Below are 24,614 nucleotides of genomic sequence, written 5' to 3'. Positions count from 1 at the left end.
CGAGATCGTCGAGATCGGCAAGCAGCTGCTGATCACCCGAGGCGCGCTCACCACCTTCTCGATCGCCAACGACGTCGCGAAGTACTTCGCGATCATCCCCGCGATGTTCGCCGGGGCCTACCCGGGGCTGCGCCATCTCAACATCATGGATCTGCACAGCCCGACCTCGGCGATCACCTCGGCGATCATCTTCAACGCCCTGATCATCGTCGCGCTGATCCCACTCGCCCTGCGCGGCGTCCGCTACCGGCCGTCCTCGGCCTCCGACCTGCTCGGGCGCAACCTGCGGGTGTTCGGTCTCGGCGGGCTGGTCCTGCCGTTCATCGGGATCAAGCTGATCGACCTGGTGGTGCAGTTCATTCCGGGGCTGTGAACCAACAGTCTTTTAAGGCTTTGGAGTTGACCTCTTGCCGGTGTCACCTGCTCCGCGCCCTGCGCGGCGGGCAGCTCGGAGAGACGGGTCCACACCACCAGGACGACCGGCAGGGCGAGGTACCCGAAGCGGCCCGCCGGGGCGAGGGCGAAGGCCAGGGTGAGGCCGAGGGCCAGCCGGTCGGCGGCCGCGACGGCGGAGCCGGGCGGACGCAGGAGCAGCGACAGTGCGAGCGCGGTACCGCCCAGGGCCAGCAGGGCGACGGCTGCGAACCAGCCCGCGGGGCCCAGTTCGGCGAGCAGATGGCCCGGCAGCGGGCTGCCGGCCGGAGTCGGTACGGCAGCGCGGCCGGTCGGGAACGCCAACACCTGTTCGGCCATCTCGTGCGGTGCGACCACCGCGACCGGCACGATCAGCGCCGCCGTACCGGCCAGGCCGGCGGCCGCGCACCGGACCGCGGCCCGGCCGCCGTACACCGCGGCGAGCAGCGCGAGCGCGACCGGCAGCGCCGGCCAGGCCGACCACTTGAACGAGAACGCCAGCGCCAGTGCCGCCCCGGCCGCGACCGGACGTCCGCGCGCGGCGAGCGCCAGACCTAGGCAGCACGCACCCGTCAACGGCAGGTCCACCCCGCTGACGCAGACCGGCAGCGCCACCACCGGCGAGGCGAACAGCGCCGTCAGCCCGGCCCCGAACGACGGCCGCCCGGCCTCGGCCTGCTCAACACCCTTGACCCGACCACCTCTTGGCCGCAGCACCGCGCGCCCGGCCGCCAGGCACACCAGCAGGACGGCGGCGCACCAGAGCCTCGGGTCCGCGAGCGGGGTCGCGCCCAGCAGCACCCGGGGCAGGCCGAGCAGGGCCATCCCGGGCAGGTACGGGGTGAAGTCCGCGACCTGCTGCGGGTCCGGGAGGTACGGGCTGCCGGTGCGGGCCAGCAGGTCCGCCGAACGTTCGATGACCGCGACCTCGGACTGCGCCTGTCCGCCGATCAGCAGGACCGCGAGCGGCAGCAGCACCGCGCCGAGCAGGGCCACCGCCGCCGAGGCCGGACGCGCCCGCGAACCCGGCATCCAGGCCGCCACCCCGGCCGCGCACAGGTAGCCCACGGCGGCGAACAGGCCCCAGAGCCGGTGCGTCGGCAGCCCGGACAGCAGCGGGAAGGACCCGGCCCAGACCGCGGCGGCCAGCCATCCGGCCGACCACACACCACGTCTGCCCGCGCTGTTCGCGGCCCACCGGCGTCCGGCCCACCGGTGTCCGGTCCGGTGCGGTACCTCGGCCGACACGGGTGCGGCAGCGGTTCGTTCGGGTAGCTCAATCGTCACCCCGCCATTGCACCGGCTGGATGGCGCGCCGTCAGGAGAGCTGGCTCGAGTGTCGACGGTGGGGTTTTCTCTACCTGCCGGGCACGGTTGCCGGCCGCCACCCGGCCGCCACCCGGCCGCCGACCAGGGTCGAGTGGCCCGAGCAGCAGCGACATGGAGGGGACGCATGCCCGGAGAACCGGAGAACCGGCGGCCCGGCCGCCCGGCCTCGCGCTGCGGGCCGCGCTGACGGCCCATCCGGTGCGGTTCCTGTGCTCCGGCTGGCCGTGGCGGTGCTGGGCCTACCTGCTGAGCGGCGCGCTGCCGGCCGGCGTCCAACTCGGGCTCTCCCGGCTGCTGCCGGCCGCACGGGAGGCTGAGCTGGCCGGACGGGTGGTCGAGCTGACCCGCTCCCGGGCCCGGCTGGCCGACCTAGCAGCCCGCCGCCGCCCGCCCCTCCGTCACCAAGTGACCGGGGCCGGCGGTCCGCATCGGAAACGCCGCGAGGGCGGGGTGCCGACGGTGGATGCCGTCGGGACCCCGCCCCTGGTCTGCGCCTCAGCGGCGGGTGGTCGAGCGACGGCGCGTGGCCATCGCCACCGCGGCCGCGCCGAGGACGATCAGGGCCCCGCCGGCGCCGATCAGCGGTCCGGAGGAGTCGCCGCCGCCGGTGGAGGCGAGCTGCTGGGTGTCGGGGGCCGCTGCGGTCGGGGTTGCCGCCATCGGCACGGCGGCGGGCGAGATCGCCGCTGTGGGCGCGGCCTTGGACTGCGCCGGCCCGGTGGTGGGCGGCGTGGCCGGGGCGGAGCGGGTCGGCTTGCCGGTGTGCGCCGGGGCCGGGTCCGTGGGCGTACCGGTCGGCTTGCCGGTGCGCACGATGTGAAGGGTGCGGGCGGGGGCCATGCCGCCGTCCGACGTGCCGAAGTAGACCGTGATGTTGCTCTGGTCGGCCGGCGCCTTGGCGGAGAGCGCGACGCGGAACGCGAAGCGGGCGGCCCGGTCGTTGTCCAGGTGCTGGGCGAGGCTGGAGGTGTCGGGGTAGATCACCGGGTCGCATCCGTGGTGCACCGGCAGGGTCTTCCACTGGCCGCCGGTCATGACCTGGACGGTGAAGTCCTCGGGCCGCAGGTTGGTTCCGCCGCCGGGGTGGGAGCCCGCCTCGTTGTTGTAGAAGCCGAGGAACGGGCGGAGGTTGTCGTACGCCGCGCCGGTGAAGTTGGCCATCTCCACGCCGAATTCGATCGGGCTGCCGCCCGCCGTGATGCTGTCGGGCATCCCCGGCAGGAAGGCGCTCCGCGCCTCGCCGTGGTGCACCGGAGCAGGCGTGTGCGGGGTGGCGGCGGACGGTGACCCGGCGGCCGGGCCGGTCGAAGCGCCCTGGGCGGTCGGCGCGGTGCTCGCCGTCGGCGCAGCGCTCGCGGTCGAGGCGGTGCCGGCCGATGCCGTGGCCGTCGGAGTGCCGGTAGCCACCGCAGCCGCCGGAGCGGTGTCGTCGTCGCCGCAGGCCCAGGCCGCGGAGGCACCGCCGAACAGTGGAACAGCAGCGCCGATCACGACAGCGGTGGCGGCGGTGGCGAACAGGCGGGAGCGACGGCGAACAGGACGAGCAGGCATGGTGGTCCCCCGGGAACACGAACGTGGTGGCGGTAGAGGTGGTGCCGCGTACTCGCCTCCCTCTCCCACACACGTGATGGAGACCCGGCGGACGCTCTGTGAAAATCCTCTCGGACCGATGTTCGCCTGCCATACCCGCCACGTCACCACGCCGTAACAGAACCGCTCACGCACGACCCGCCCGTGGTCAGGCAGGCGCCGGAACAGGTGAACGACCCCGGGACGATCAGCAACCGCAGGTATCCCCGGTGTTGTGGATGCCGGCCGCGCGGCGGACCGAACGTCACGCCGGACCGGGGCGCAGGCAGCCGTACCTGTGTCGAGGCCGTGCGCCGCTCCGCGCGGACCGGATGTCGGGCACCGCCGGGTACGCCTGATCCACGCCTCTGGCTTTCGACGGAGCAGTACCTCATCCCCAGGTCGCATGCAGACGCGCACCACTGCCCCGGACAATTGGCCGATGGCCCCCATCTCCCGAAATCCGTTCACGGCCCCTGGAGAACAGGGCCGGGGGCTGTGGCGCGCGCTCGCGGAAGTGGCCGGCGGCGCGTTGCTGATGCTCCTCACCCAGCAGGTCCTGCGGGGCCGGGGCCCGTCCGGTGAGGTTCAGCTCCTCCTCGGTGCCGTCGCCCTCGCCCTGCTCGCCGTCCGCCGTCGCTTCCCCACGACGAGCCTGCTGGGCATCTCCGTCGTCGTGGGCCTGCTGCCCGCCGCCGGGCTGCCGGCCGCCATGACCGCGTACACCACGGCCAAGCACCTGGTGGTCCCCCGGCGCCGGGGCGCCGTGCTACTCGCCTCGACCGTTCTGGCGACGCTGTCCTGCGCCGCCTTCGCCCCGGGCATCGGGCTCGGCAGCCACCCGTTCGGGCTCGCGCTCGGCGCCGTACTCGCCGCCAGCACGCTGATGGTGCCGGGACTTCTCGGCATCTCGGGCGGACAGGAGGAGCGGCTGCTGCGGGCGCTCCGGGAACGTGCCGCCGCCGCGGAGGCGGCCCGCCGGCTCGCGGACAGCGAGTCCCGGATACATGAGCGGTCCCGGATCGCCGCTGAGATGCACGACCTGGTCGGCCACCGGCTCAGCCTGGTCTCGCTGCACACGGGCGGCCTGGAGATGGCACTGCAGAAGGAGTCGCCCGAACTGCGCGACGAGGCGGCCCTGGTGCGCCGGGCCGCCGCAGAGGCGATGCGGGAGCTGCGCGAAGTGCTCGGTGTCCTGGGCCCGTTGGGGCGGGACACCGGGACCGACGCCCTGACCGACAGCACGGGTACCCGATCCGATGTCGAGGCGCTGGCCGAGGAGTCGCGCAGCGGCGGCATACCCGTCGATCTCACCTGGGACGGCCCCGACCTGAACGACCGCGCGGCCCAGGTGCGGCGTGCGGTGCACCGCGTGGTGCGCGAGTCGCTGACCAACGTGCACCGGTACGCCGCCGGAGCCCGTGTCACCGTGGCGGTCACGCACACCGACGACCGTGTGGAGGTGCTCGTACGCAACGGGCTTCCGCCGGTGGCCCCGGAAGCGGCGACCGGCCTGGGCTCGGGACGTGGCCTCGTCGGCCTGCGGGAACGGGTGGCACTGCTCGGCGGCACCCTGGAGGCGGGCCCGACGCCGGCCGGAGGCTTCGCGGTGACAGCGCGGATCCCGGCACAGCCGGACCCGGGAGCGAGCCTCGCCGCCGCGGGCGCCCCGCCGCGTGAATCGCCGTCCGAGCCGCGCTCCGACCACTCACCCGCCGGTGTCCGACGCCGTGCCGTGAATGCCCTCAGCGGGCTCCTCGGCCTCATGGGCGTGGGCGTGCTGATGATGTGCGGCCTCTTCCTGGTCACCCAGGCGTTCCCGGAACCCGACCCCCGCAATCACGAGCCGCCCCGGATCGGGATGTCCCGCAAGATGGTGGAGGAGGCCGTGTACGGGGACAACACGGCGGTGCGCGCGGCGGCGACGGGCCGGGAGCCGGCTCACCCGGAGTCTGTGACGAACTGCATGTACTCGACGTTTCCGTTCGAGGACTCCACGCCGCCGGCCGAGGGCGCCGGCCCCGGGGAGTCCACTGCCGCGGGCGCCGGGGAGGGCCGCGGTCACCTCAGGATCACCCGGTTCTGCTTCCGTGGCGATACGTTGGCCACGATCGACCGCTTCACCGTACCCATGGTGTCGCGTACGCCACCGTGGGAGTCCCCATGACCGAGTTTCCCGGTTCCGACCACCGCCCGATCCGGGTCCTGCTCGCCGACGACGAGGAGCTGATCCGGCACGGCGTCCGGCTGATCCTGCGTCATGCCGAGGGCATCGAGGTGGTCGGCGAGGCGACGAACGGCGAGGAGGCCGTGCGGGTCGCCGGCGAGACCCGTCCCGACGTGGCCCTGATCGACATCCGGATGCCCGTGCTCGACGGGCTCGCCGCGATCGAGCGGCTCCTCGTCCTCCGCCCCCGGCCGCAGGTCGTCATGCTCACCACCTTCGGCGACGAGGAGAACGTGACGCGCGCGCTGCGGTCCGGTGCCACCGGCTTCCTGCTCAAGGACGAGGGCCCGCAGGAGCTGATCAGTGCGGTACGGGCCGCCGCCGCGGGCGACGCGGTCCTCTCACCCAAGGTCACCCGCACCGTCATCGAGCGCATGTTCAACGGCGGTGCCGGCACGCCAGGACCCGGGGGGCCGTCAGCACCGGCCTCCGGTTCCGTCCCCGAACAGCGGCTGGCGGAGCTCACCGGCCGGGAGCGCGACGTCCTCGCACTGCTGGGCCGGGGCCTGGCCAACGCGGAGATCGGCCGTCAGCTGGGCATCGGCGTGGGCACGGTGAAGACCCACGTCAGCGCCGTCCTGGTGAAGACGGGCACGGACAGCCGGGTCCAGGCGGCGGTACTGGCGTACCGGACGGGGCTGCTGGCCTGAGCAGCGGCCCCGCACATCGTCTCTGCCGGAGGACAGAGACGGCCGTCCGCCCCGAGGACTACGCGCGCCCCCGGGCCTGCCCCTTCGACAGACGCCTCATCCACACCCTGAGGCCGACGGTTCGGCGGTACGGCGCATCGAGGATGAGAGGCAGTCACACACCCTCTTCCCCGTACCTCCGGAGCTGACATGTCGATGCAGGCAGCCGCCCCCGTGCCCGCCCTCCCCTCCACGGGTCCTGCCGCCGCCCGGGCCACCGGGCTGAGCAAGGTCTACGGCCAGGGCGAGACCCGGATCGTCGCCCTGGACTCGGTCTCGTTGGAGTTCGGACGCGGCCGGTTCACCGCGATCATGGGGCCGTCCGGCTCCGGCAAGTCGACTCTGATGCACTGCATGGCGGGCCTCGACTCGGTCTCCGCAGGCTCCGCACAGATCGGCGACACCGAGCTGTCCAGCCTGAACGACCGACAGCTCACCCGGCTGCGCCGGGACAGCGTCGGTTTCGTCTTCCAGGCGTTCAACCTGCTCCCCACACTGACGGCGCTGGAGAACATCACGCTGCCGATGGCCATCGCGGGCCGCAGGCCGGACCGGCAGTGGCTGGACACTGTCGTGGCGACCGTCGGCCTCTCCGGACGACTGAGCCACCGCCCCGCCCAGCTCTCCGGCGGCCAGCAGCAGCGTGTCGCCGTGGCCCGTGCCCTCGCGTCCCGGCCGGAGATAATCTTCGCGGACGAGCCGACCGGCAACCTGGACTCCCGCGCCGGCTCCGAGATCCTGGGCTTCCTGCGGGATTCCGTACGGGAGTTGGGCCAGACCGTCGTGATGGTCACCCACGACCCGGCGGCCGCCGCCTACGCCGACCGCGTGGTCTTCCTCGCCGACGGCCGGCTCACCGACGAGCTGCACGCACCGACCGCCGAGGGCGTCCTGGAGCGGATGAGGCGCTTCGACACCGGGGCCCGCACCAGCTGACCCCACGGCCCGCTCCCCGCCCGGACTTCCGCCACGCACCCCAGAAGTGGGACCACCGCCATGCTGCGTACAGCCCTGCGCAACGTCTTTGCGCACAAAGCCCGATTGGTCATGACCGCCCTCGCGATCACGCTCGGCGTCGCCTTCGTCTCCGGCACGCTCGTCTTCGGCGACACCGTCACCCGGGCCCTGCGCGACGCCTCCGCCAAGAACCTCAAGGACGTCGCCGTATCCGTACAGGCCGCGTCCCAGCGGAGCTCCGACAGCGAGGCGGACGACGCCCGGTCCACGGCGCTCACCAGTGATCTCGCCGACAGGGTCCGCGCCGTGCCCGGCGTCACGTCCGTGCGCCCCACCGTCAACGGCAGCGCCACCCTGGCCGCCAAGGACGGCCGACCGCTGAACGCCGACAACTACGGGCAGAACCTGGCGACCAACTACTCACCGGACACACCGCACAGCGACCGGGACAGCCGTTTCCCCGTCAGCGCCGGACGCGGCCCCACCACCGGTGAAGAGCTGGCTCTGGACCGCCGAACCGCCGAGAAGGCCGGTTACGCCATCGGCGACTCCGTCCGCTTCGCCACCAACGGCCCCGCACTCACCAAGAAGCTGGTCGGCACCGTCGACACCGACGACCCGCGGGTGAGGGCGGGCGGCAGCCTCGCGCTCTTCGACACCCGCACCGCACAACAACTCTTCCTGCAGGAGGGCCGGTTCGACGAGCTGGCCGTCGGCTCCGCACCCGGCACCGACAACCAGGAGCTCACCGGCAGGATCCGCGAGCTGCTGCCCGCCAACGGCATCACGGTCACCAGCGGAGCCCAGCTCGCGCGCGAGCAGGCGGAGCGGATCGCCGAAAACACCAAGGAGCTCACCCGGATGCTCCTCGGCTTCGCCGGGATCTCGCTGTTCGTCGGCGCCTTCATCATCGCCAACACCTTCACCATGCTGATCGCCCAGCGAAGCCGTGAGACCGCGCTGCTGCGCGCCATCGGGGCCCTGCGCCGCCAGGTCGTCCGCGCGATCCTCATCGAGGCCGCTCTGCTCGGACTCGGTGCCACCGCGGCCGGATTCGCACTCGGCACCGGTATCGCGACCGCCCTCAGGCCGCTCCTCGACGCGAGCGGCCTGAGCCTGCCGGACGGCCCCCTGGTCATCTCCACGGACACGCTCCTCCGGGCCCTGGTGGTCGGCGTCGGCATCACCGTGCTCGCCGCCTGGCTGCCGTCCCGCAAGGCCGCGAAGGTCGCACCGGTGGAGGCACTGAACACCGTCGACCAGACGCCGCCCAAGCGCAGCATGGTGCTCCGCAACAGCCTCGGCGGGCTGCTCACCGGCGCCGGTGTCCTCACCATGCTGTACGTCTCCACGCAGAAGGACGGAGCCGACACCAACCTCAAAGCCGCCGGACTCGGCTCGGTGCTCACGTTGACGGGCGTGATCGTGATCGCACCGCTGCTGTCCCGGCCGCTGATCCGGCTCGCGGGGGCGGTCACCACCCGGCTCTTCGGCGTCAGCGGCAAGCTCGCCAGGGAGAACGCGCTGCGCAACCCGCGCCGCACCGCCGCCACCGCCTCCGCCCTGATGATCGGGCTCACCCTGATCACGGGCCTGAGCGTGACCGGCAGCTCCACGAACGCCGCCCTCAAGGACGCGGCGGTGCGGGGCCTGACCGCGGACTACAAGGTGTCCAACACCGGCTTCGCCGGCCTCGACCCCGCACTCGGCGCGAAGGTCGCCGAAGTCCCGGGCGTCGCGGAGTCGGTGCCCGTCGCCTCCTCGAACCTGGGTGCGCGGGGCAAGTTCGCCGCGCTCACCGGCGCGGACCCGCAGCGGCTCGGCCGGGTCTCCGACCTGAGGTTCAGCAGCGGCTCGCTCGCAGACATCGGCCCCGGCAAGATCGCGCTCTCCGACCAGCTGGCCAAGGACACCGGCCTGTCGAAGGGCGACACCTTCCAAGGCACGCTGGGCCACGGCCACAAGAAGGAGCTGACCGTCGTCGGTGTCTACCAGCAGACCCGCGCCGTCGGCGGCGCCGTGGGCACCATGGGCGACGTCCTGCCGTACGCGAACGGAGGGAAGCTCGACAGCATTCTGGTCAAGGCCGTGTCCGGCCGGAACACGAGCGGCCTCGACCAGGACATCCGCAAGGCCCTCGGCAACAGCCCGCTCCTCCAGGTGCAGAACCAGGACCAGTTGACGAAGGCGCAGTCCGGCATGATCGACACGATGCTCAACATGATGTACGGCCTGCTCGGCATGACCGTCGTCATCGGAGTGCTCGGCGTCATCAACACCCTGGCCATGTCGGTCTTCGAGCGGACCCGGGAGATCGGGCTGCTGCGCGCGATCGGCCTCGACAACAGGGGCGTCAAGCAGATGGTGCGCCTGGAATCGGTGGTGATCTCGCTGTTCGGCGCAGCCATGGGCATCGGCACGGGGATCTTCCTGGCCTGGGCATGCGGCAGCCTGACCCGATCCTCGCTCTCGCAGTACGAGATCGTGCTGCCCTGGGCGCGGCTCGGCCTGTTCCTGCTGCTCGGCCTGGCGATCGGGGGGCTGGCGGCGGTCTGGCCGGCCCGGCGGGCGGCCCGCCTGAACACGCTGCGGGCGATCAACGCGCAGTAGCGCGGCGGCGGGCTCGCACCGCCGCATCACGAGACCGTGAGCGTTCGTGCCGTGCGGTGCCCAGCCGCGTGGACGTCAGACGGGGTAGCGGACCAGGTTGTCGGTGGCCAGGTCGAACGCGAACGGCTCCGGGACGGGTACGGTGTCGCCGAATCCGGCGTTCCACTGCTGGTGGTAGGCACCGCTCGCGGGGTCGGAGTAGAGCGTGATCACGCCGTCGCGCGGGTCGATCAGCAGATACAGCGGGATGTCCATCAGCGGGTAGTCCCGGACCTTGCCCACCAGGTCGTTCTCCGGGTTCGACGGAGAGACGATCTCGACCGCGATCGCGGCCAGCTCGGCGGGGACGTCGTTCCCCCCGGGCTCGACCACCGCGATCGGGATGTAGGCCAGGTCGGGGTTGCGAAGCTTGCCGACGTTCGGTGACGCCAGATCGGTGTTCTCGCTCGGCATCAGGTCAGCCGGTCGGTGCGCGTCGAACTGCTCCCGGACGACCAGCAGATTCCGCTGGTGGATCACCGATGGTCCCGCCATCACGATGATCTCGTCGCCGGACACCTCGACCTTCCAGCCCGACGGCGGGCTCAGGCTCTGCGCGTACGCCAGCAGCTGGGCATGACGTTCGGATGCCTGGAACTCGGTCATGCCCTCATCCTTCCATCGCCGGGACCCGAAGACGGCCTCCCGCCAGCTGAGGGCTCCCGGGCGCACTCGCGAATCCAGCGATCGTCCGGTGCACCGCGGGCCCCCGGGGCGGGTCACGGGCATGGTTGTCCTGATATGGCAGATTATGGTGCGTTACGTCCTGAATGTGATTGTCTGTCAGTTCTCTCGGCCTCAGTGTGATGTGCGCTATACGGACTTGTGCCCTGCGGGTCGATCTGCCTAGCGTTCAGGCTGTTCGCACTTGCGGACCCTGTCGCCGGGACGCCGAGTCCTGTCCACCGGCCGACGGGACGTCGAGCTGTGCACCGGGCAGGAGCGGGGGAACCAGGTAGTTCGCCGTGCCCTGCTCAGCCCGTTCTTCGGGCTTTCCAGGCTGCGGCTCGGGGTGAAGCCGTCTCGTACGGCCGGGCTACCTCACGGCCCGAACCCGACAGCTCACCTCGTAGGCGTCGCAGAGGAACGCCCTATGCTGACTTCAGGTACCGGCCGACACCGCCGTGCACGCCGGAGGTATGCCCCCCGTCTCGCCGCCACCGCCGGGGTCGCCGGCGCCGGCCTCATGCTGCCGCTGGTGAGCGCGAGCGGAGCCTCCGCGGCTCCCGACGCCCGCCCGCACGCGAGCCACGCCTCCTGGCAGGAGCACCACCAGTACCACCACCAGGCCGACTCCGGCCACCACTACCAGGCCGACTCGCACGCCGGACAGCACTCCGGCGCGGCCGGCGCCGGGGCGTCCCACGCGTCCCCGTCGGCCTCCCCGTCGGCATCGGCCTCGGCCTCGACCGGCCACGCGGCCAGGCCCACCGCCTCCGCGACCGCGCGGCCCGGTAGCGGCTCGCACACCGCACCGTCCGCAGCTCCGACCGGTGCGTCCCACGCGTCCTCGGCACCGTCCTCGTCCCCGTCGGCGCCGGCCACCCAGGCCCCCGCTCCCGCCCCCGCGCAGCCCGGTTCCGACGCGAATGCCGTGCAGCAGGTGCTCAGCCTGATCAACCAGGCGCGCGCCGCCCAGGGTCTGCCCGCCTACACCATCACCGCGGGGCTGACCCGCAGCGCCGAGGCGCACAACCAGCAGATGGCCGGCGGTTGCGGCATGTCCCACCAGTGCCCGGGCGAGGCCGAGTTGGGGGACCGGGAGACGGCCCAGGGCATCCAGTGGAACGCCGTGGGCGAGAACATAGGCGAGGGTGGTCCGGTCAGTTCCGCCAGCCAGGACATCGCCGCCATGGCCGTCAGCCTGACCCAGGACATGCTGAACGAGACGCCGCCGAACGACGGCCACCGCAAGAACATCCTCAGCTCGGAGTTCACCCACATCGGTATCGCGGTCTACCGGGACGCCCACGGAACCGTCTGGCTCACGCACGACTTCTCCAACTGACGCACCTCTCGCGGCGGTGGCCCGGCTCCGGCCCGGCCACCGCCCCGAACGGCGGGCCGGGGCCGTCGGCTGATCGGGCGGAAGCGGCGTCGTAGTCGGGGAGTCCGGTCAGCGCCGGAGGTCGAGCGGGTCCATCGGGTGCTCGGCCCAGATCGCGCGGGCGGCCTCGTGCGGGTACGCGACCGCCTGTGGGGTCTCGGTGGACCCCGGGTCCGTGCTGCCCGCGGTGTCGAAGACACGGGTGAGGCGGGACTCGGGGGTGTAGTGCGGCCAGTCGGCGCTCCCGGTGCTGGCGAAGCCGGTCCAGGCGCGGCGGAGCCGGACGCCGAGAGCCTCGGTGGCCGGGGCCGGCGGGTTCGCGTGGAAGGGGTTGGCTACGCCGGCCGTGTAGCTGCCGAAGACCAGGGGGACCTCGCTGCCGTGGCAGGCGCCGAACGCGCCGCCGAGTTCACCGGCGGTGTGCGCGTACTCGAACAGGTGGGCGCTGCCGCCCGCAGCCGCCTGGGCCTCGGCGAGCCGGACCGTCGGCATCCGGAACAGCCAGTCCGAGCAGGCGAGTTCGAGGAGCGTGCCGGGCTCGGCGGACGGGTGGGCGGCGCGGTAGGCGGCGGGTCCGTCCGGCCCGGGGACGAAGGTGCGCAGCGCGTGCCCGGCCTGCTCCGCGCCGATCCTGCCGAGCAGCCCGCCCGCCACCAGGTAGAGCCGGTACTCGTCGCGGGTGTGGCCGATCAGGAGCTCCACCTCGCGTGCGCTGCCGGCGGCGACGGCCGTCCAGGGGTCCTGCGGCAGCACCTCGCCGTCGACCACCGGCGCGAAGGGCATCGCCGCGTCGGCGACCGCCCCCCAGCGGTCGGCGTGCTTGGGCATCCGGGAAGTCAACTGGCCGGCCGCCTCCACCAGTTGGTGCGGGGGCAGGGCCCGCAGGGCGTCGGCGTCGGCCGGGAGCCAGACCAGCGCGGCGAGCTCGCTCGCGATGTCCCGGGCCAGTGCACTGCTGAAGTACAGCCGGGGGACGCTCTGCAGGACGGCCCGCCGGAACAGCCCCGAGGCGTCGGGCATGGCCAGCAGTGCCGCGATGGACCCGGCGCCCGCCGACTGCCCGAAGGCCGTCACGCGCTGCGGGTCGCCGCCGAAGGCCGTGATGTTCTGCTGCACCCAGCGCAGTGCTGCCAGCTGGTCGAGCAGCCCGCGGTTGGCCACCGCGCCGTCGATCTGGGCGAAACCCTCCACCCCCACCCGGTAGTTGAACGAGACGACGACCACTCGGCCCTCCCGGGCGAGCCGCGCCCCGTCGAAGGTCGGCACCGAGCTGTCCCCGGCCAGATAGCCGCCGCCGTAGAACCAGACCATGACGGGCAGCCCGGCGGGGCCGGTCTCGGGGGTCCAGACGTTCACCGTCAGCCACTCGTGCTCGGCGGCCATGCCCGGTTCTCCAGCGGGCAGGTCCATCCCGAGGAACGGCTGGGGCGCGGCGGGGCCGAAGGCGAACGCCTCGCGCACACCGTCCCAGGGGAGCGCGGCGGCCGGGGCGGCAAAGCGCAGCGGGCCCACCGGCGGCCGGGCGTAGGGGATGCCGCGGAACGAGGCGATCCCCGCCGATCCGACGCCTCGGACGGCGCCCTGGGCGGTGCGGACCACGGGGAATGCGGGCGGGGGAGTGCTCACGGCGATACCTCGCACGATCGGCGGGTCGGCGGTCGCCAACCCCTCGGCCGCGACCCTAACAGAGAAATGGGGAGAAGTCCCCATTTATATGTCGATGTACTGTCAAGATATCCGATGCCCGCACCCGACCCACACGACCTCCGGTCCCGACCTGCTCGACCTCCGGTCCGGACCCGGTCCGCCGCCGGGCTCGGCGGATGCTGGTTAGCGGTCCGGCTCCGATGGGCAGAATGCACTCGGTCCGACCTTGCACGCCCCTTGCCCGCTCCGCACGCCCCTACTCGCGCCGTCGTGCACCACTTCGCACCGTCGTGCGCCGAACTGCCGTACGCCCCCGCACCACTGGACACCGCGCACGATCCGACAGACACCGCGATCCGACAGACACCGAGCCGGCCGAGAGGCCCGGAGAGGGACCGAGATGCCGCAGCCGGTTGGCAGCGCCGCCGTTCTGGGAGGCAGCCTGGCCGGGCTGCTGCATGCCCGGGTCCTCGCCGAGGCGGGCTGGCGGGTGACCCTCGTGGAGCGCGACCGCCGGCCCGCGAAGGCCGAGTTCGCCGGGGGAGTGCCGCAGGCCAGGCAGGCCCACCTGCTCATGCCGTCCGGGCTGAACGCCATCGAGCGGCTGCTGCCCGGAACGACCGCGCTGCTCGCCGGTGAAGGCGCGCAGCACCTCGGGCTGCCCACCGACATCCGCTGGCTCACACCCGCCGGCTGGCTCGACACCTTCTCGTCCCGGCACAGCATCGTCTGTTTCACCCGCCCGCTGATCGACTGGGCGCTGCGCCACCAGGTGCTGTCGCATCCGGGCATCGAGACGCGCGACGGCGTCGAAGCCGTCGGGCTGACCGTCGCCGGGCCCAGGATCGCCGGAGTCCGCTGCCGTGAGCGCGGCAGCAGTGACCGCTCCGAGACCGTGCTGGCCGCCGAGGTGGTCGTGGACGCCACGGGCCGCACCTCGCGAACTCCCCACTGGCTGAACGACCTTGGGTTCGACGTTCCCGAGGAGAGCGTGGTCGACGGCGGGGTCAGCTACGCCACCGGACTGTTCCGCCGGGCCGAGGACCTGCCCGTCGGCCGTGCGCTGTACCTCCAGCCCAGGCCGGGGCACAATCCGCGCTTCGGCGTCCTGCTCCCGGTGGAGGGGGGCCGCTGGATGGTGACGATCGGCGGGATGCGCGGCTTCACCGCGCCCACCGATCCCGAGGGGTTCCTCGCCTTCACCCGGGAGCTGCGGGCGCCGGACCTGCACGAGGTGCTCAAGGGTCTCGAACCGGTCGGTCCGATCCACGGCTTCCGTCCGCCGCCCAGCCGTCGGCGGCACTACGAGCGGCTGGCCGGCCTCCCCGAGGGGCTGCTGGTGGTCGGCGACGCCGCCTGCACCTTCAATCCGATGTACGGGCAGGGCATGTCGGTGGCGGCCCGGTCCGCGCTGGTGCTGCGTGGCCTGCTCTCGGCCGGCGGGCGTGGCGCTCGCGGATCGGGGGTGGCAACGTCCGCCGCCGGTAGGGCGGTCGGACTTCCGGTGCCCACGAGGCGGGTCCAGCGGGCGGTGTTCCGGGCGGCGGAGACGGCCTGGCAGATGGCCTCCTCCGAGGACCTCCGCTACGAGACCACCGTCGGTGGCCGCCGAGGACCGCTGCTGAGGTTCCAGCACGCCTACCTGGACCGGGTGTTGAGCGCGGCCCGGAGCAACCGGGTGGCGCAGAGCGCGTTCGTCGACACCCTGTCGCTGACCGCCCCGCCGACCCGGCTCTTCGCGCCGGGCGTGCTCTGGCAGGCCGTGGTGCACGGCGGCGCCCGGGGGCGGCGCGTGGAGCCCTGACGGCGCCGGGCCCGGAACGGGGAGCGGGTCGCGGGTCGCGGGTCGCGGGGCCGAGGGTCGCACGGACCGGAATTCCGAGGACCGGTGCCGAGGGTTCCCGTTCCGACCGGGCGGGTCGGTCAAAATTCGGTAAATGTGGCCGAGGGACCCTTTCGGTGGTCTACGCTTGACGAGGTTTGAAAAGGCACCTCGTTCGGTGAGGCGTCTTCACGGACACAGGCCACTGATCCCAACCGTCGAGAGACGCTCCGGATCAGGACAGATCTTCCCGACCTAAGGGTTGATCCCAAGTGGCTTCCGGCTCAAGGGCCGGATCACGCCGTGGAGTGCCAAAGCTCTGACGAGTTGGGGTGAACCGGCTGTTCCCGCCGGTCCGCTCCTTGCCGTGTCGATACGGCGCACACGTGCGCCCCGGCCGGAAGGAGGCGAGAGACATGGATTCGAGTTGCAGTAGTCCGGGTCATAAACGACCCCACATCCGCATGTCCTCGTTCTCCATTGGCACGCGGTAACAACTCTCTCCACGAGTATCTCTGACGCACCGTCAGCTCAGTGCGGCGCCATGCCGTCATGTCCTCGCGACTTCATGACCTCATGTCCTGATGCCTTCATGAGTCGTGTCCTCATGCCCCCATGGCGTTACGCCGCCATGGGCTGCCGCGGTGTGCCCTCGTGCGGAGAATTACTGCTGCGTGCCCGAACTCTCCCCCTGAACCGGGGGGTTAGGGAGGTTCGCCATGACCGACATCACCACGATGACCACGCCCGAGATCCCGGCGCCCCGCGCCGCAGTGCTCGACGACGCCCACGTCGGCGACATCAAAGGCGCCCTGGGCACCATCAGCCTCGACGACACCGCTCCGCGCCACGGCCTCTCCGCCAAGCTGAAGACCCTGCTGGCGATCATCGGGCCCGGTCTGATCGTGATGGTGGGCGACAACGACGCCGGTGCCTTCGCCACCTACGGCCAGGCGGGCCAGAACTACGGCACGCACCTGCTGTGGACGCTGCTCCTGCTGATCCCCGTGCTCTACGTCAACCAGGAGATGGTGCTCAGACTGGGTGCCGTCACCGGGGTCGGCCACGCCCGGCTGATCCTGGAGCGCTTCGGCAGGTTCTGGGGCGCGTTCAGCGTGATCGACCTGTTCCTGCTCAACGCGCTCACCCTGGTCACCGAGTTCATCGGGATCACCCTGGCCGCCGGATACCTCGGACTGCCCAAGGTGGCCGCCGTGGTGCTCGCCGCCGCGATCATCATCGCCTCCGCCTTCACCGGCTCGTTCCAGCGCTTCGAGCGGATCGCCATCGCGCTCTGCGCCGGATCGCTGCTGCTGGTCCCCGTCTACTTCCTGGTCCACCCGAAGACCTCGCAGCTGGCGCGGGACTTCGTGGTGCCCAACATGCCCGGTGGCGCAGGTGAGTTGTCCACCGTGATGCTGCTCATCATCGGCATCGTCGGGACCACCGTCGCGCCCTGGCAGCTCTTCTTCCAGCAGTCGTACGTCATCGACAAGCGGATCACTCCGCACTTCATGAAGTACGAGAAGGCCGACCTGGCCATCGGGATCGCGGTCGTGGTCGTCGGGGCCGCCGCGATGATGGGCTTCACCGCCGCCGCCTTCGCCGGCACGGGTGGCGTCGGCCAGTTCACCGACGCGGCCGGGGTGGCCAAGGGCCTGGCGGACCACGCGGGCAAGGTCGCGGGTGTGCTGTTCGCGATCGCGCTGCTGGACGCCTCGATCATCGGTGCCTTCGCCGTCTCGCTCTCCACCGCCTACGCGATCGGTGACGTGCTCGGCCTCAAGCACTCGCTGCACCGGGGCGTCGGCGGCGCCAAGGGCTTCTACGCCGTGTACGCCGGCCTGGTGGGGCTCGCCGCGACCATCGTGCTGATCCCCGGTTCGCCGCTCGGTCTGCTGACCGAGGGCGTCCAGACCCTGGCCGGTGTGCTGCTGCCCTCGGCCTCGGTCTTCCTGCTGCTGCTCTGCAACGACCGCCAGGTGCTCGGCCCTTGGGTCAACGGGCCCAAGACCAACGCGTTCACCGCGGCGGTCGTCGGCGTCCTGGTCACCCTGTCGGTCATCCTCACCGCCGCCGTCCTCTTCCCGGACATCAGCGCCGACGCGATCCTGCAGATCATGGCCGTCTGCGGTGTCCTCGGGGTGCTGGCCGCCGGGTACTCCTTCACCCGTCGGCGCACCGCCACGAAGGAGGACCCCCAGGACCGCACGGGCCGCGACGCGTGGCGGATGCCGCCGCTGGAGACCCTGGCCCGCCCGTCGATGTCCACCGCCCGCAAGATCGGCATGGGCGCACTGCGCTCGTACCTGCTGGTCGCGATGGTGCTGGTCATCGTGAAGATCGTCCAGGTCGCGCTCTCCCAGTGACCCCTCGCGCCGGCAGTGCCGTGCCCGCCGGATCGGGTGCACGCGCGACCCGAGCCCGGCGGTCATCGCGGCCTGGCGGTCCGTCAACTACGTTCAGCCACCGATGAGGAGGTGCCACGATGCACACCCTGACCGCGATCGACTTCATTCTCCGGCTGGCCACCGGTGTCGCCTGCGGGGCGCTCATCGGTGTCGAACGCCAGTGGCGGGCCCGGATGGCGGGCCTGCGCACCAACGCGCTGGTCGCCGCCGGGGCGACGCTGTTCGTGCTGTACAGCGAGGCCGTCGGCGACGTCGGCAGCCCGACCAGGGTCGCCTCGTACGTCGTCTCCGGCATCGGCTTCCTCGGCGGTGGTGTCATCCTCCGCGACGGTGCGGGCGTGCGCGGGCTCAACACGGCGGCCACCCTGTGGTGTTCGGCCGCCGTCGGGGTGCTCGCCGCCTCCGGCCGGTACGACCTGGCCGTGCTGGGGACGCTGGCCGTGCTGGCCGTGCACCTGGTGCTGCGTCCGGCGGGCCGCCTGATCGACCGGGCCCCGCTCGCCGGTACCGACCCCGACACGACCGTGCGCGCCACCGTCCACCTGGAGTGCGAGCGGCAGTCCGAGACGCATGTCCGCGCCCTGCTGTTGCAGGCCCTCGCGGCCTCGGGCCTGGCGCCGACCGGGCTGCGTGCCCGCCGCGAACGGGGCGAGGTCACCGGCGTCCGCGCGACGGTGGCGATCACGGGCGACGTCACCGCCGCACTGGAGCAGGTCGTCTCCCGGCTCTCGCTCGAACCGGCCGTCCGCGACCTGCACTGGCACCTGGAGGACGGCCCCGCCGGGACGGAGGAGGAAGCCCTCGCCTGACCGGCCGGCCGGCCGGCCACCCTGACCACCCCCGTCCGACCACCCCCGTCCGACCACCCCCGTCCGACCACCCCCGTCCGACCACCCCCCGCCGGGCCCGGCCGCCCGGGGCGGCGGTCCCGGGCCACCCGGTGCCGGTGCCCGTGCACCGGTGCGAGACTGGAAGCGGAGGGACCCCGATGAGGCCGTACGCCCACTCCCGGGCCATGCATCCCCGGAACATCCGCCCCCGGGTCGCACACCCCCGGGCCCCGGGCAGCCGGGCCGTCCACCCGCGCACGGGTGAGGGGCTGGCGGTGCTGGGCGTGCTCACCCTGCTGCTGGTGGAACTGGTCGTCCTCGGCCTGGTGCCGGCCCACGTCCGGCCGCTGGTCGGGGCGGCTCTGACCGGTGCCGGGGCGGCCGTGTTCGCGGTGGTCGCGGTGGTGCTGCACCGCCGCAGGTCCGCCGCCCGACGGGACCGCCCCGCCGCACCCGGGCCGCCGCCGGACGGCCGGTGGTACGGCGCCGACGCCCTGGCGGGCTTCCCGGAGGAGGCGCTGGCCCGCCGCCGCCCGACCACGGCCGACCCCGGGCGGGACTGCCTGCAGACCGCCTGGGTGCTCGCCACCCACGGCCGCGACGCCGCCTGGATCGCCCACCACCTCGATCTCCCCGCCGACCTGGCCCACCTGCTCGTCGACACCGCCGCCGGCCGGGCCTCAGCGCCCGACGGCGTCGGCCGGACCGTGCGGAGCCCGGGGAGAAACCCGCAGGGCTGATCCTGCATCAAGGATTCATCAGGGAGGGTGAACCGTCCTTGCCCGGACGATCGGTGGTCCACTTGAATGAGGGCATGACCTGCTCGACACGCCATCACGACCGCCCGCCGCATCCGCGGGCGGGGGCTGTTGTCGCGGTCCTCGTCGCCATCCGGTAGCGCTTCCTCCCCGCGAAGCCACGCTCCGATAGCGCCGCAGGCGGGCCCCCGGTACTCGTGACCGGGGCCCGCCTGTGTCTTACTCCCGTGCGCGGTCGGCGCACGGAGCTCCAGCACGTACACCTCTCGCAGTCCCGGCCCCGCCGCGCAGTTCGGTCGCGCGGCGGCACCCCGGGATGCGCCCGCAACCCCTTGGATGGGTCATGCCCGACGCAGTCCTGCCGTCCCTGCCGTCCCCCGCGGACCGTGTTCTCTCGAACCGGACCGCCCTGGTCACCGGCGCCTCCTCCGGCATCGGATGGGAGAGCGCCCGCATGCTCGCCGAGCACGGTGCCACCGTGATCGTGCACGCGCGCACCGCCGCCGAGGGCGAGGACGCCGTCGAGCGACTGGTCGCCGCCGGCGCCGACCGCGCCCAACTCCTCACCTACACGGCCGACTTCACGCGTCTGGCGGCGGTCTCGGTGCTGGCCGCGATGGTCGCCCGTACGGTGCCCGCGCTCGACCTGCTGGTCAACAATGCGGCGGTGATGGCGCCGGAGCGCTGCACCCTGACGGACGACGGCAACGAGGTCTCGCTCCAGGTCAACTTCCTTGCCGCGCACCTGCTGACCAGGCAGCTGCAGGGCCCGCTGGCGGCGGCCCGGGGCGCCCGGGTGGTCAACGTGTCCTCCTCCCTGCACCGTACGGCCGCGATGAACTGGACCGACCCGCACCGGGTCAAGAAGTACTCCCGGGTCGCCGCGTACGCGCAGTCGCAGCTCGCGCTGACCATGGCCACCCTCGACATGGCCCCCGAGGGCACCGGCATCACGGCGGTCAGCCTCAACCCCGGGCTGTGCGACACCGCTCTGCTGCCCCTGTACGGGCGGGTGGGCGCGCCGCCGGCCGAGGGCGCGGCGGCGGTGGTCCGCCTATGCCTGCCCGGGACCGTGCTGGTCAACGGCGCGTACTACGACGGCGGCGACATCGCGCAGACCGCCCAGGCCGTCCATGAGGAGCGTTCCCGCCGCCGTCTGGCCAAGCTCGCCGACCAGCTGGTCGCCGGTGCCTGACGCCACGTCACCAGCAGGCGGCACCGCACCCGCTGGACACCACACCACCGACAGACGCCGGATCGGAGAGCAGAGCAGGTATGTCCAAGCGCGCCCGTAAGAAGAAGGACCGCCGCAAGAAGAAGGCCAACCACGGCCGCAGGCCAGCCTGAGCGACCCCCGTGCCCACCCGGCGCAGCGTGCCACCGGCGCCGGGTGATGACCGTCCCGGGCCCCGGGAGGCCCTCCGTACCCGCTCTGACCAGCGTGGACGGAGGGTCTCCCGGGGCCTTTCGGATGCTGTGGAACGATCGGGACAAGGCCAGGTCTCGGGTGTGTGAAGCGGTCATCAAGGATGCGTCAATGTTTTCGAGCCACCCGTATGGAGGGCGTCAGGGTCGCGCAAACGGCGGCCGGTGGCTGGTTGGCTCCTCTTGCCGGCCTCCCGTCGGCGTCGTGAGGGGCTTCCGGGGCACCTGCGACCACACACCCTGAACCACTTTGGTGGAACCCATGCCCGATCTCATCTACGTCGGCGTCACGGTTGCCGTGTTCGTCGTCCTGGCCCTGATCGCGAAGGGGGTGGAGAAGCTGTGACTGCCGAGAACATCGCAGGTCTCATCGTCGCCGTCGCACTGGTCGGCTACCTCGTCGTGGCGCTGATCTACCCGGAGAAGTTCTGACATGAGTTCTACTCTCGCGGGCTGGTTGCAGGCCATCGCCCTGGTCGGCGCCCTGGCCCTGTGCTACCGCCCCCTTGGCGACTACATCGCCAAGCTCCTCACCACCGCCAAGCACCTCAGAGTCGAGCGCGGTCTCTACAAGGTCATCGGTGTCGACGGCGACGCCGACCAGCGCTGGCCGGTCTACCTGCGCTCGGTGCTGGCGTTCTCCGCCGCCTCGGTGCTCTTCCTCTACCTGCTCCAGCGGATCCAGAGCGTGCTCCCGCTGAGCCTGGGCAACAAGGGGGTCGAGCCGCACACGGCCTGGAACACCGCCACCTCCTTCGTCTCCAACACCAACTGGCAGTCCTACGCGGGTGAGTCCACCCTGGGCCACCTGGTGCAGATGGCCGGTCTGGCGGTGCAGAACTTCGTCTCCGCCGCCGTCGGCATCGCCATCGTGGCCGCGCTGATCCGGGGCTTCACCCGTAACCGCACCGACCGCGTCGGCAACTTCTGGGTGGACCTCACCCGGATCTCGCTGCGCCTGCTGCTGCCGGTCTCGATCGTCTTCGCCCTGGTCCTGGTGGCGAACGGTGTGGTGCAGAACTTCCACGGCTTCCACGACATCGCCACCCTCGGCGGCGACACCCAGTCGATCCCGGGCGGTCCGGTGGCCTCCCAGGAGGTCATCAAGGAGCTGGGCACCAACGGCGGCGGCTTCTTCAACGCCAACTCGGCCCACCCCTTCGAGAACCCGACCGGCTTCACCAACCTGCTGGAGATCTTCCTGCTGCTGGTGATCTCCTTCGCGCTGCCCCGCACCTTCGGCAAGATGGTCGGCGACAACCGCCAGGGCTACGCCATCGTCGCGGTGATGGGCATCTTCTGGGTCGCCTCCGCCGCGCTGATGACGCTCGCCGAGCAGCACCACGGCGGTGCCGCACTGCAGGCGGCCGGCAGTGCGATGGAGGGCAAGGAGCAGCGCTTCGGCGTCGCGGCCTCCAGCCTCTTCGCGGTCTCCACCACGCTGACCTCCACCGGTGCCGTCGACGCGGCGCACGACTCGCTCACCCCCTTCGGCGGCGGCATCACGATCTTCAACATGATGCTCGGCGAGATCGCCCCCGGCGGTACCGGATCCGGCCTGTACGGCATGCTGATCCTGGCCATCGTCGCGGTCTTCGTGGCGGGTCTGATGGTCGGCCGCACGCCCGAGTACCTGGGCAAGAAGCTCGGCGGCCGCGAGATGAAGTTCGCCTCCCTCTACATCCTCACCACGCCCACGCTGGTCCTGGTCGGCACCGGTGTCGCGATGGCGCTGCCCGGTGAGCGGGCGGCGATGCTGAACTCCGGTGCGCACGGTTTCTCCGAGGTGCTGTACGCGTTCACCTCGGCCAGCAACAACAACGGTTCGGCGTTCGGCGGTCTGACGGTGAACACCGAGTGGTACGACACCGCGCTGGGCCTGGCCATGCTGTTCGGCCGGTTCCTGCCGATGGTGTTCGTCCTGGCGCTGGCCGGCTCGCTCGCCCAGCAGCAGCCCGTTCCCGCCACCCCGGGCACCCTGCCCACCCACAAGCCGCTGTTCGTGGGCCTGCTGTCGGGCGTCGTCCTGATCGTCGTCGGCCTCACCTACTTCCCGGCCCTGGCTCTCGGGCCGATCGCGGAAGGTCTCCACTGATGTCGTCCACTCTTACCCCCACGCCTGTAGAGCAGGCCGAGGCCGCCGCTCCGCACAGAGTCTCCGGTGGCCTGCTCGACCCCAAGCTGATCGTCTCCTCGCTGCCCGACGCGGTGAAGAAGCTCGACCCGCGGGTGATGGTCAAGAACCCGGTCATGTTCGTGGTCGAGGTCGGCTCGGTGGTCACCACCGTGTCGGCGATCGCGAACCCGAGCGTGTTCGCCTGGGCGATCACGGTGTGGCTCTGGCTGACCACGGTCTTCGCCAACCTGGCCGAGGCCGTCGCCGAGGGCCGCGGCAAGGCGCAGGCCGACACGCTGCGCCGGACCAAGACCGACACCACCGCCCGCCGCCTGACCGACTGGCCCGCCAAGCAGGACGAGGAGGAGGTCTCGGCGACCGCGCTCCAGCTCGGCGACCACGTGGTGGTCGAGGCGGGGCAGATCATCCCGGGCGACGGTGACGTCGTCGAGGGCGTGGCCAGCGTCGACGAGTCGGCGATCACCGGTGAGTCCGCTCCGGTGATCCGCGAGTCGGGCGGTGACCGCAGCGCGGTGACCGGCGGCACCAAGGTGCTGTCCGACCGGATCGTGGTCAAGATCTCCTCGGAGCCCGGCAAGACCTTCATCGACCGGATGATCGCCCTGGTCGAGGGCGCCGCCCGGCAGAAGACGCCGAACGAGATCGCGCTGAACATCCTGCTGGCGTCCCTGACGATCGTCTTCCTGGTCGCCGTGGTCACCCTGCAGCCGATGGCGACCTTCGCGGGCGCCCCGCAGTCGATGATCGTGCTGGTCGCGCTGATCGTGGCGCTGATCCCGACCACCATCGGTGCGCTGCTCTCCGCGATCGGCATCGCGGGCATGGACCGGCTGGTGCAGCGCAACGTGCTGGCGATGTCCGGCCGCGCGGTCGAGGCCGCCGGTGACGTCAACACCCTGCTGCTGGACAAGACCGGCACCATCACCCTCGGCAACCGCCAGGCCGCCGAGTTCCAGCCGGCCAAGGGCGTGACCGTCGACGAGCTCGCCGACGCCGCCCAGCTCTCCTCGCTCGCCGACGAGACCCCCGAGGGCCGTTCGATCGTGGTCCTGGCCAAGACCGAGTACGGCCTGCGGGCCCGTGCCCAGGGCGAGCTGACGCACGCCACCTGGGTGCCGTTCACCGCGCAGACCCGGATGTCCGGCGTCGACCTCGACGAGGCCGACGGCGTGCACTCGGTCCGCAAGGGCGCGGCCGGTTCGGTCACCAGGTGGGTGACCGACAACGGCGGTACGGTCGGCAGCGACGTAGCCGACCTGGTCGACGGCATCTCCGCCGCCGGTGGCACCCCGCTGTTGGTCGCCTCCCGGATCGGCAGCGCGGCACCGAAGGCCCTCGGCGTCATCTACCTCAAGGACGTCGTCAAGGAGGGCATGAAGGAGCGCTTCGACGAGCTCCGCCGGATGGGCATCAAGACCATCATGATCACGGGTGACAACCCGCTGACCGCCAAGGCGATCGCCGAGGAGGCCGGAGTCGACGACTTCCTGGCCGAGGCCACGCCCGAGGACAAGATGGCCCTGATCAAGAAGGAGCAGGAGGGTGGCAAGCTGGTCGCGATGACCGGTGACGGCACCAACGACGCTCCCGCCCTGGCCCAGGCCGACGTCGGTGTCGCGATGAACACCGGGACCATGGCGGCCAAGGAGGCCGGCAACATGGTCGACCTGGACTCCAACCCGACCAAGCTGATCGAGATCGTC

The 24,614-nt window shown here is 72.0% G+C and carries 17 protein-coding genes, 1 pseudogene and 2 riboswitches; of the genes and pseudogenes, 15 read left to right on the top strand and 3 right to left on the bottom strand.

Annotated elements, in window-relative coordinates:
• Positions 1–373, top strand: a pseudogene (locus UK12_RS41670) (potassium-transporting ATPase subunit B); the annotation flags it as partial.
• 1,865 nt (positions 374–2,238) lie between these two features.
• On the opposite strand, the gene UK12_RS27205 reads toward UK12_RS41670, so the two are convergent.
• Positions 2,239–3,294 (bottom strand): hypothetical protein, encoded by a 1,056-nt coding sequence (locus UK12_RS27205; protein WP_156178955.1) that lies wholly within the window; start codon positions 3,292–3,294, stop codon positions 2,239–2,241.
• 460 nt (positions 3,295–3,754) lie between these two features.
• Here UK12_RS27205 and UK12_RS27200 point away from each other — a divergent pair, with 460 nt between their 5' ends.
• From UK12_RS27200 to UK12_RS27185, 4 genes are all read left to right on the top strand, one after another.
• Positions 3,755–5,479 carry a sensor histidine kinase gene (locus UK12_RS27200; RefSeq protein WP_045305818.1) on the top strand — a complete coding sequence of 575 codons (1,725 nt, stop codon included), beginning with the start codon at positions 3,755–3,757 and terminating at the stop codon, positions 5,477–5,479.
• Positions 5,476–6,189, top strand: coding sequence for a response regulator (locus tag UK12_RS27195; RefSeq protein ID WP_045305817.1), 714 nt, complete (start codon positions 5,476–5,478; stop codon positions 6,187–6,189). The genes UK12_RS27200 and UK12_RS27195 overlap by 4 nt, the downstream gene beginning before the upstream one ends.
• A gap of 189 nt (positions 6,190–6,378) precedes the next feature.
• Complete coding sequence (locus UK12_RS27190) at positions 6,379–7,164, top strand: ABC transporter ATP-binding protein (protein ID WP_045305816.1); 786 nt, start codon at positions 6,379–6,381, stop codon at positions 7,162–7,164.
• 60 nt (positions 7,165–7,224) lie between these two features.
• A complete protein-coding gene (locus tag UK12_RS27185) occupies positions 7,225–9,795 on the top strand; it encodes an ABC transporter permease (protein WP_045305815.1) in 2,571 nt (856 codons plus the stop codon).
• Positions 9,796–9,870: 75 nt separating this feature from the next.
• On the opposite strand, the gene UK12_RS27180 is transcribed toward UK12_RS27185, so the two are convergent.
• Complete coding sequence (locus tag UK12_RS27180) at positions 9,871–10,440, bottom strand: Uma2 family endonuclease (RefSeq protein ID WP_045305814.1); 570 nt, start codon at positions 10,438–10,440, stop codon at positions 9,871–9,873.
• Positions 10,441–10,754: 314 nt separating this feature from the next.
• Positions 10,755–10,925, top strand: a riboswitch (cyclic di-AMP (ydaO/yuaA leader).
• A 107-nt stretch (positions 10,926–11,032) separates the two neighbouring features.
• Between UK12_RS27180 and UK12_RS27175 the strand changes: the two genes are divergently transcribed.
• On the top strand, positions 11,033–11,842 hold the full coding sequence (locus UK12_RS27175) for a CAP domain-containing protein (RefSeq protein ID WP_197085201.1): 810 nt from the start codon (positions 11,033–11,035) through the stop codon (positions 11,840–11,842).
• A gap of 108 nt (positions 11,843–11,950) precedes the next feature.
• On the opposite strand, the gene UK12_RS27170 is transcribed toward UK12_RS27175, so the two are convergent.
• Positions 11,951–13,507 (bottom strand): carboxylesterase/lipase family protein, encoded by a 1,557-nt coding sequence (locus UK12_RS27170; protein WP_045305821.1) that lies wholly within the window; start codon positions 13,505–13,507, stop codon positions 11,951–11,953.
• Between the two features lie 421 nt (positions 13,508–13,928).
• On the opposite strand from UK12_RS27170, the gene UK12_RS27165 reads away from it, so the two are divergent.
• From UK12_RS27165 to kdpB, 9 genes are all read left to right on the top strand, one after another.
• A complete protein-coding gene (locus UK12_RS27165; RefSeq protein WP_045305813.1) occupies positions 13,929–15,332 on the top strand; it encodes an NAD(P)/FAD-dependent oxidoreductase in 1,404 nt (467 codons plus the stop codon).
• 181 nt (positions 15,333–15,513) lie between these two features.
• A riboswitch (M-box (ykoK) riboswitch) is annotated at positions 15,514–15,689 on the top strand.
• 380 nt (positions 15,690–16,069) lie between these two features.
• Positions 16,070–17,719: an NRAMP family divalent metal transporter gene (locus tag UK12_RS27160; RefSeq protein WP_045305812.1), complete on the top strand. Its 1,650-nt coding sequence runs from the start codon at positions 16,070–16,072 to the stop codon at positions 17,717–17,719.
• Positions 17,720–17,838: 119 nt separating this feature from the next.
• Positions 17,839–18,570, top strand: a complete 732-nt coding sequence (locus UK12_RS27155; protein WP_045305811.1) for an MgtC/SapB family protein — start codon at positions 17,839–17,841, stop codon at positions 18,568–18,570.
• A 179-nt stretch (positions 18,571–18,749) separates the two neighbouring features.
• On the top strand, positions 18,750–19,331 hold the full coding sequence (locus tag UK12_RS27150) for a hypothetical protein (protein WP_052682186.1): 582 nt from the start codon (positions 18,750–18,752) through the stop codon (positions 19,329–19,331).
• Between the two features lie 361 nt (positions 19,332–19,692).
• Positions 19,693–20,544: an SDR family NAD(P)-dependent oxidoreductase gene (locus tag UK12_RS27145; protein ID WP_045305810.1), complete on the top strand. Its 852-nt coding sequence runs from the start codon at positions 19,693–19,695 to the stop codon at positions 20,542–20,544.
• A gap of 80 nt (positions 20,545–20,624) precedes the next feature.
• Positions 20,625–20,696: a 50S ribosomal protein bL37 gene (locus UK12_RS45165; protein ID WP_442973854.1), complete on the top strand. Its 72-nt coding sequence runs from the start codon at positions 20,625–20,627 to the stop codon at positions 20,694–20,696.
• A gap of 420 nt (positions 20,697–21,116) precedes the next feature.
• Positions 21,117–21,206, top strand: coding sequence for a K(+)-transporting ATPase subunit F (kdpF, locus tag UK12_RS40070; RefSeq protein ID WP_045305809.1), 90 nt, complete (start codon positions 21,117–21,119; stop codon positions 21,204–21,206).
• Position 21,207: 1 nt separating this feature from the next.
• Positions 21,208–22,869: a potassium-transporting ATPase subunit KdpA gene (gene kdpA / locus UK12_RS27135; protein WP_045305808.1), complete on the top strand. Its 1,662-nt coding sequence runs from the start codon at positions 21,208–21,210 to the stop codon at positions 22,867–22,869.
• Positions 22,869–24,614 (top strand): potassium-transporting ATPase subunit KdpB (kdpB, locus tag UK12_RS27130; RefSeq protein ID WP_045305807.1); only part of this gene is annotated, 1,746 nt, incomplete at its 3' end. The genes kdpA and kdpB, both read left to right, overlap by 1 nt.

The organism is Saccharothrix sp. ST-888 (assembly GCF_000955975.1).
Classification (GTDB): Bacteria; Actinomycetota; Actinomycetes; order Streptomycetales; family Streptomycetaceae; genus Kitasatospora.
The sequence above is the reverse complement of the archived record's forward strand: the minus strand, read 5'-3'. Positions and strand labels throughout refer to the sequence as shown.